Annotated in this window: 2 protein-coding genes; both read left to right on the top strand. The window is 58.6% G+C overall.

Features of this window, described 5'->3' with window-relative positions; all coding sequences use genetic code 11:
• The first annotated feature begins 348 nt into the window (after positions 1-348).
• Complete coding sequence (locus tag DMX10_RS32155) at positions 349-1,074, top strand: Bro-N domain-containing protein (RefSeq protein ID WP_081333255.1); 726 nt, start codon at positions 349-351, stop codon at positions 1,072-1,074.
• A complete protein-coding gene (locus tag DMX10_RS32150; protein WP_017515528.1) occupies positions 1,071-2,435 on the top strand; it encodes an ISL3 family transposase in 1,365 nt (454 codons plus the stop codon). The genes DMX10_RS32155 and DMX10_RS32150 overlap by 4 nt, the downstream gene beginning before the upstream one ends.
• Positions 2,436-2,470: the final 35 nt, after the last annotated feature.

Below are 2,470 nucleotides of genomic sequence, written 5' to 3'. Positions count from 1 at the left end.
GGGTATTCGGAAAAGGCTGTTGATTCGGTGTTGTAGGTCAGCATCTACATTTCAATTTTAATTTCGTAGATTGCTGTTGACAGCCTGCATTCTTGGCGTTAGAGTTCATGTCAGGTGCTGAACACACCTTGTCAGGCGGAAGCCGCTCCCGAAAGTCAAAGCGGCTTTTTCACGTCCATAGGTTTTGCGTTGCCCCGTGATGCGGGACAATAGCGGTCTATGGCCGGGTAGCGCGCAGCTATACAAGACCCTTCGGGGGAAATCTGCGGGCGGTCCTGACACCGTGTTCAAGTACCCGGCCGCCTCTCTGAACAAGGGGCGAAATTGAACGAATGTCAGGAGGCCATCATGGCTAGTCAAAATCTTCTCTCTGTGGGTGCCACTTCCAGCGACACCCCTCACCAGACCTTCAACTTCGACCACCTGCCAGTGCGCACCGTCAACCGCGACGGTGAAATCTGGTTCATCGCAGCGGATGTTTGCGCTGCGCTTGAGATCGTCAGCTCTCGGCAAGCAGTTGGCCGCCTCGATGATGACGAGAAGGGTGTATGCACTGTATCCACCCCCGGCGGTCGGCAGGAAATCATGATCGTCAGCGAGTCCGGCCTATACAGCCTGATCCTGACCAGCCGCAAGGAAGAGGCCAAGCGCTTCAAGCGCTGGATCACTCACGAAGTTTTGCCAGCCATTCGCAAGACTGGCGGGTACGGCAACCAAGACCCTGAGCGCCTCAAGCTGGCGTTTGCTCTTGCCTCCGAAGTGGCTGACCAGGCCGCCCGCACGGTTTTTGAAGCGGTGATGGCGGGTGACGATGGGTGGAAGCACGACCGCTGGATGTTCTCCCTGACCTACGACCGCGACAACAAGCCAACGGTGCCTTGGGCTAAAGCCATTGACCGAGAAGCCATGGTGGTGTCACTGGCTGAATTGCCTCGCCGCCTGCTGGAGCCGAACGGCATGCTGCCCAGCAACAAAGAACTGGCCGAACTGGCTGCGGCGTGCAATCAACGCCTTGCGCAGCGCATGGCGTATGAGGCCAGCAAGGCTTCTGGAACCGGAGTAATGAAGCCTTGACAACCCTGCCCGACAACATCCTGCACCCTCTCAAGGCCAAGATCGTGGGATTCCACGAGGAAGAGAACGAGTACAGCTTCCAAGTGGAATACCCTGATCCGGTCATCTGCCCGAACTGCGCGGTTTACGGCGAGGTGGTGCGCTTTGGCAAGAAGGAGATGAAGTTGCGCGACCTGCCGCTGCATGGACGCTGGGTCACGCTCTGGTTAATCCGGCGCCGCTTCCTCTGCCGGGCCTGCAATGGCACGTTCAGCCCGGCCTTGCCGGAGATGGCCGAGGGCCACCGAATGACCAAACGGCTGTCCGACTACATCATCAAGGCCGCTGTGGGTCGCACCAATAGCGACGTGGGCCGCGAGGTTGGCGTGGATGAAGCGATCATCCGCAAGCTGTTCCGTGACCATGCCGAGGCGCAGAAAGGCCGCTACAAGCCTTCTGCGCCCCGTGTGCTGGGCATTGATGAGCTGTACCTGCAACGCACCTACCGCTGCGTGCTGACCAATATCGAAGAGGAAACCATCATCGACCTGTTGGAGTCGCGCACGAAGCCGCAGGTCACGGCCTACCTGTCACGCCTCAAAGACCGCAAAGACATTGAGATTGTGTGCATGGACATGTGGAACCCCTACCGCGAGGTGGCGAAGGCATTGATGCCTGATGCCGCCATCGTGGTGGACAAGTTCCACATCCAGCGCATGGCCAATGAGGCCATGGAGAAGATCAGGAAGGGCATCAAGGCCGGACTGTCACAGCACCGGCGCCGGGCACTCAAGGGCGACCGAAAGCTGATGCTGATGCGTGAGCATGACCTCAACCCCATGAACCGCATGGTGGTCGATACGTGGCTCAACCAGTTCCCAGAACTCGGTGCCGCCTACCGTCTCAAGGAAGAGTTCCTGAACATCTGGAATCTGGAAAACGAGTCTGACGCCAAGGAAGAGTACCGGCGCTGGCATTCCAGCCTGACCCCGGAGGAGCGCCCCCAGTGGGCGCCGCTGACCACGGCAATGAGCAACTGGGAGGCGGAAATCTTCGCCTACTTCGGTGACGGAAAGCGCAATACCAATGCCTTCACCGAGTCGATGAACCGGCAAATGAAAGACCTGAACAGGGCCGCACGGAGCATGTCGTTCGAGATGTTCCGGGCCAAGATGCTGTTCTCGGTCGAGCACAGAATGAAGCGCAAGGAAAAGCCTCGCCGGGAATCGCCCTTCACAATGGGCTATGGCGTCCCTACGGACGCTGACCTTGCACGAGCGGCACCCGCCATGGTGGACATGGGGGTGCCTATAGGGAAGCTCTTGGAGCGCTTCTTGGAGCCTCCCATCAACATCACTACACCGCCTTCGGAAGCCGGTTAGAAGTTCCCTTCATCAACCGGCTATTCCGAATACCC

Source organism: Pseudomonas sp. 57B-090624 (assembly GCF_003234055.1).
GTDB lineage: Bacteria > Pseudomonadota > Gammaproteobacteria > Pseudomonadales > Pseudomonadaceae > Metapseudomonas > Metapseudomonas tohonis.
Note: the sequence above shows the minus strand (reverse complement) of the source record. Positions and strands in the feature narration are given on the sequence as shown.